At 61.7% G+C, this 5962-nt stretch carries 5 protein-coding genes; all 5 read left to right on the forward strand.

All coding sequences use genetic code 11. The features are described 5' to 3' along the window. On the forward strand, positions 1-1164 hold a 1164-nt coding region (locus ACETPF_RS20590), incomplete at its 5' end, for a DNA cytosine methyltransferase (protein ID WP_373936487.1). Next, positions 1133-2782, forward strand: a complete 1650-nt coding sequence (locus ACETPF_RS20595; protein WP_373936488.1) for an McrB family protein — start codon at positions 1133-1135, stop codon at positions 2780-2782. The genes ACETPF_RS20590 and ACETPF_RS20595, both read left to right, overlap by 32 nt. 86 nt (positions 2783-2868) lie before the next feature. Further along, complete coding sequence (locus tag ACETPF_RS20600) at positions 2869-4434, forward strand: DUF2357 domain-containing protein (RefSeq protein ID WP_373936489.1); 1566 nt, start codon at positions 2869-2871, stop codon at positions 4432-4434. Next, positions 4431-5531 carry a protein NO VEIN domain-containing protein gene (locus ACETPF_RS20605; protein ID WP_373936490.1) on the forward strand — a complete coding sequence of 367 codons (1101 nt, stop codon included), beginning with the start codon at positions 4431-4433 and terminating at the stop codon, positions 5529-5531. The genes ACETPF_RS20600 and ACETPF_RS20605 overlap by 4 nt, the downstream gene beginning before the upstream one ends. After that, on the forward strand, positions 5528-5962 hold a 435-nt coding region (locus ACETPF_RS20610), incomplete at its 3' end, for a very short patch repair endonuclease (RefSeq protein ID WP_373936491.1). The genes ACETPF_RS20605 and ACETPF_RS20610, both read left to right, overlap by 4 nt.

Genomic DNA, 5962 nt, shown 5'->3' on the forward strand with positions numbered 1-5962 from the left:
CGGTCAAAATTGCGGGAGATTGACGCCCACCCTGAAGCATTCAAGCACGATCCGCGCGCACGGCTCTATCTGGAATATCTTCATTATGTGGATGCCTTCCGTCCGCTAGCCCTGCTGATGGAGAATGTGCCCGACGCCCTCAATCATGGCGGCCAGAATATAGCGGAAGAAACCTGCGAAGTGCTGCGCGACAAAGGTTATGTCGCTGGCTACACGCTTCTCAACGCATCCTTTTATGGCGTCCCTCAAATGCGCGAGCGCATGATCCTGATCGCGTATCGTAAAGAATTAGGCGTGGAAGTTGCTTTCCCTGCTGCCACACACTTCATGAAGCTGCCTCCCGGTTATGCCGGCAGCCGGCAGGTGGCCTTGAAATTGCTTAGCCGCTCACATCTCGAGGACAGGGCGCACAGCTATCATTCGCCGCCCGAAGCCGATCCTGCACTGCCGCCTGCTGTGAGCGCGGCTGAGGCGCTGAAGGATTTGCCGTTGCTGACTGACCATCTTGAAGGTCGGCTGAAACGTGGCGCACGCCGGTTCGACGAGCTTCTGCTCTATCCGGCGGCTCGGCCCAAGGGCTATGCGAAGCTGATGCGCGAGTGGCCAGGGTTTGAGTCACCGAAGGGCATTTCGGACCACGTGATCCGATACCTGCCTCGCGACTGGAAACTGTTCGCACGCATGAATGCCGGCGATCAGTACCCCGAGGCGCACGCTCATGCGGTAAAAATGTTCGAACAAACTCTGGTGGAACTCCGTGCCAGCACAGGGCGCGCCATACGCACCGGTAGCAAAGAATGGGAGACGCTTCGGGCCTCGATCGTGCCGCCCTACGATGTCGGCAAGTTTCCGAATAAATGGCGGAAAATGGAGCCCGATCTGCCAGCGCGCACGCTGATGGCGCATCTTGGCAAGGACGGGTATAGCCATATCCATTATGACAGCGCCCAGGCTCGCACCATTTCGGTCCGCGAAGCAGCGCGCCTGCAGTCCTTCCCGGACGGCTTTAAATTTTCTGGCACAATGAACCCGGCTTTCAAACAGATCGGAAACGCCGTGCCGCCGCTGCTGGCACGCGCAGTTGCAGAAAAAATCCAGGCGACCCTCAGGGGAGCGGTGAGGGAAAAATTTGATGAGCTTATCAGAGCGGCGGCGGCAGTTTGAAGCGGCCTCGCGAGCCGATCCGCTCGTCACGCCGAAGACCAAATTCCATAAGCTGTTCGGGGTCTCGAACAGCGCGAAGGTCATTCCCGGCGGATTGCAGCTAGGAGTCGTTAATCTAGACAATGTCGCGCCTGACGTCGACGGCTTCGCTTTTGCCTGCACGATGATATTCCCTCCGGCCGACGAGGTGTATTTCACCGCGTATGTCCGTTCCGGCAGTGCTATCATGGCGGGACGGCTTGCTGAGATGAAGCAGAAGGGTGCTGGCGCTGCGACCGCGCAGCCTGAGACTGCCGAGGAGCCCGTGAGCGACGAGCCCGGGCTTTCCTATGCCGCGCGCAACAACAACACTGTGGTCGTGTTGGCCGACGACGGGAATTTCTATCTTCGCAATCAGGGTTTCTGGGACACGCTGCCCGAAGACCGTTCGGCGCTCGGCACGCCGATCCCGGTCGACCGCATCAACGTCGCCCTATGGCCGCCGGCCGCATCGGTGCAGCGCAGCATGCTCGCGCGTGAGTTTATTGGCTATCTCGCGCGTTTCACCGGCCGCGAAAAGGTTCATGAAATCCGTGTTTGGGAAGATGCCTCGGCAGTAAGCGAGGCTATGCGCCGTATGCCACGCACGATCCCGATCGCCGAAATCCGGGCCGGGATTGAGAAACTGGGCGGTGTTTATCCGGACGCGCTGATCGACCGTTTTCACGCGGGTCTCAATCACCTGCCCGACAAGCACTTTGTGATCCTTCCCGGCGTATCTGGTACGGGGAAGACGCTGCTTGCGCGTCACTATGCCCGCGCCGTGCATGGCATCGCCGCGCCAGACGGCCCGGACCCGCTGCTGTTCATCTGCCCCGTGCGGCCCGAATGGACGGATCCCACGGGTTTGACCGGCTATTTCGATGTTCTGCAGAACCGCTATGTGGTGCCCCCTTTTCTTGAGGCGATGCTGCTGGCGACCACCTTCCCCGATGCGCCGGTCTTCGTCGTGCTTGATGAAATGAATCTTGCGCGGGTCGAATATTACCTCGCTGACGTTCTCAGCAGCATCGAGAGCCGGCATCCTATCACCCTCCATTCCAATAGTGTTCCGCTTGAGGGCAGCACGGGCGGCGAGATTCCGCCGCAGATCGCGTTTCCTGCAAACCTCTTCTTGATCGGCACAATCAACATCGACGAGACGACCAGCCCGCTCAGCGACAAGGTGCTCGATCGCGCTGTCGTGATTGACATGTCCTTCACTGATCTTGGCCGCTTTTTCGCTGCGCTTGGCACACGAGAGCCGGTGCTGTCGCCGTCCATCAAAGCCTGCTCTGCCATCCTTGAGCCGGTGAATGCACTCCTCGCCCCCAATGGTCTCGGCTTTGGATATCGGCTGGCAGAGGAATTCGTTCGCTACCACGCCTTCGCGACGGGAGAGCTCGGCTCGGATTCGGATGCCGTGATCGACGATCTTCTGGTCCAGAAGGCGCTTGTCCGGCTTCGCGGTGGCGACGCTCAGCGAAACATGCTCGCTGGTCTCAGAACCGCGCTTGCAGCTGCTCCCCAGGCCCAACTTCTGCTGACGAGGCTGATTGCCGAACTTGAGGAGCTCGGCGCTTTCCAGAACACGCGATGAGTTCGCTTCGCGTCCGCAACGTGGCCGGCCCAGGAAACAGCTGGCGCATCTGGCCGGATCCTGAGCCAATACCGCCTGGCGGTCTCGTGGAAGCGACCGACTGCCTCTTCGAGCTCGTCGACACCCCCGGCGCCGACGATGCCGATCTGTTCGTCGATGACGTCCCACTAGAAGCATTGCGGACGCGCGACGCCTCAGTCGCCCGCTGGCGGTGGAGCCCCGGATTTCACGCCGGATCCGTGGAATGCCGCTTGCGTATAGGGGGCAGTCGGGCACAATTCGACGTGCTGCTTGATCCTGCCGAGCACAAGCTGACGCGTGACGCATTCGATACGATGGTTCGTGAAATCCTGGAGGACAGCTTTGCGCTGTTCTCCCTGTCGGCGTTTCACAAAAGCGTGGCGCGGGGTGATGGGCGCCGCCCGCCGCCTATAGCGCGTCTGCAGTTTCTGCGCAGCCGCATTGGCGAGATCGTGCGCATCGTCGAAGCCATCGATGCAGCACCGCGCCGCGAACTCCGGGCTGAAGAGCGCGTAGTTGCGCTGCACCAGGCGTCAGGCGCCACCGGTGCTGAGATCCTGAAGTCTTTTCGCTCTGGCCGGATAGTCCCCGCGCACCCGGCGACGCCGCTTCATCCGGGGCTCTCGGGGCGACTGCCCAATCGGGTGATCAAACGGGTGCGGCGCTCCAGCCTCGATCGGCGTGAACATCGGGAGATGAAGGCTTGCCTTCGCCTGTGGTCGGGGTGGCTGACCGGGGCCGCGGTTGCGCTGGGTTCAGCCGGCGGTGACCCCGATACTGTGTCACGCGGGTGGCCGCGTCGCCTTCGTCGCCTTGCGCGTTCCATCGACAGGCTCCTTGCGCTGCCGCTGTTCGATGGCGTCGGAGAGGCACCTCCACGGGTGACTGCCTCGGCAATTTGGCGGGGTGATCCGCGCTATCGGCAGTTTCAGCGCCTGTATCGTGACATGTCGCTCGGCATTGCCAATGTGTTCGGCGATTTTCTCGAGATGCCGCTCGCCCGAACCTTTGATCTGTACGAGTTGTGGTGTTTTCTTCGCCTGCTTCGCGCTGCCGTCGCGCGAAGCGAAAACGGCAAAGCCGATCTGGGGACGCTCTTTCTGGCGGACGCGTCGGGGCTGACCATTGCTGCCAACGCTATCAGCGTGCCGATTGCCGGGAGCGGTCTGACTCTGTGCTTCCAGCGCCGTTACCGTGAGTTCTGGCGTGAAACTTGCGGTATCGGCAGCTTCAGCCGAGACATGCAGCCTGACATCGTTATCGAGCAGAGGTCGGATGGGGCCGAGTCCGGTGCGCTCCGTTTGATTGTCGTCGATGCCAAATATCGGATCGGTGGCGGCCTGAATGAGGCCCTGAGCAGCGCGCATATGTACCGGGATGCCATCGTCCGAAGCGACGGCGCGGAGATCGAAGGAGCGGTCACCGCCGCCTATCTGCTCGCGCCGGATGCCCCCTTTCTGACCCCCGAATGGCGCCAGACTAAGCTTCCCGGCCGGCTGTTTCATCCTGACTATCGCCGGCGCTTCCGTTTCGGTGCCGTGACTCTCCAGCCCGGCATGCCTATGGCAGAGGTGGAAGCTGCGCTCGATGCGATGATCGCAGACGCGAACGCAACGGGATCCGCAGAATGAAGCTCGCTGTCAAACTGCTCAAGCGATCAGACCTGACCTTCTTCGAACCACAATTCCGGCAGGTGAACGCTGGTAACCAGAAGTCACTTAATCTGAACCGCTCGGTCTTGGTCGACACCTTCTACCCCGCACTGGGCGAACTGCAGCATAAGGCGGTGATTCCCGTTCGGCTGTCGATCTGGGGACCGGATGCTGCCGGAGAGATGCGTCTGTCGCGCAGCATTGCAAAGGAGGCCAAGAACTGGCGTCTCAACGGTGAGTTCGTGCACAATCCGGACATCTCGCCGGCGCGGTTCAATGATCTTGCGCCAGGTGATTTGGCTTTGCTGCGCTTTGACGGAGCGGCAGCTCCCCAGGCAGTAACGCTGGTCGTGGTGTCGGCGTCGGCGCCAGCCGACGCCGATCTTCATGCTCAGCTCGCGCCCCTTGCCGGGGTCAGCATGCGCTCGGTGACCTCTGAGGCTCTGCTTGAAGCGCTTGCCGATGCTCCGCCCGAGCATCCGGCGCGTCTGCTCGTCTGGGACGAAGCAGAGCTCGCTGACCTCGAAGATGCCGCCGAAGGAGATCCGGCAGCGGCGGCTCGCATCTCGTCGCGACGCAAGGTGAGCCGCGACGAGCTTGCCAAGGCACTGGCGCGGGCCGGCGAGACCGGCCTCGAGGGTGAGGCACTTATAGCGAGCTGGCTGGACGAGCAGGAACGTGACGGTCATGTCCGCGAGTGGCGCTGGGTTGCCGATCAGGACGCGATCAGCCCCTTCGATTTCGCAGCAGTTCTCGCAGATGGGACCTCCGTTCGCATTGAAGTAAAGACCACCTCCGCCACCGGCTCGCGCCCATTTCACATCTCGATCGCCGAGTTGATGTCCGCCGCGCAGGGCGAGCGCTACGATATCTTCCGCTTGTCGTGCTGGGATGGAGCGACTGCATCACTGAGGATCGCAACCGATATTGGTGACTGGGCGGCGTCGCTGCTCAAAATGCTAGAGGCGCTGCCTGCGGGCGTGCGGCCGCAGAGTTTCCTGGTCGACGAGGGTCAGTTCAGCTGGTCAGAGCCGATGACGATCACAGCAGTGTCCGAGGCCGAGGACGAGGCGTGAACCCGAAGGCGCCTGCGCGTGCCTGGCGGCCTGATCCCCTGACAGCTGAGCAACGTCGTTTATGCATGTCGCGCATACGCGCAACCGATACCAAGCCCGAGATGATCGTGCGGCGGGGCCTGCACGCACTTGGATTGAGATACCGGCTCCACGACCGGCGGCTGCCGGGAACCCCTGATCTCGTTTTTGCAGGTCAACGAGCGCTGCTGTTCGTCCACGGTTGTTTCTGGCACGGACATGACTGCCCTCTGTTCAAGCTTCCAGCCAGCCGGACCGACTTCTGGGAAGCAAAGATTGCGCGGAACCGAAGCCGTGACGCTGAGGCAATTGCTGCGCTGAACGCCGGTGGCTGGCGAAGCCTCGTGGTCTGGGAATGCGCCATGCGGGGCCGCGCCCGGCTGCCGCTGGACGAGCTTTTAAGTCGGTGTTTT

Origin of the sequence: Sphingobium agrisoli, assembly GCF_041877245.1 — a bacterium.
Lineage (GTDB): Bacteria > Pseudomonadota > Alphaproteobacteria > Sphingomonadales > Sphingomonadaceae > Sphingobium.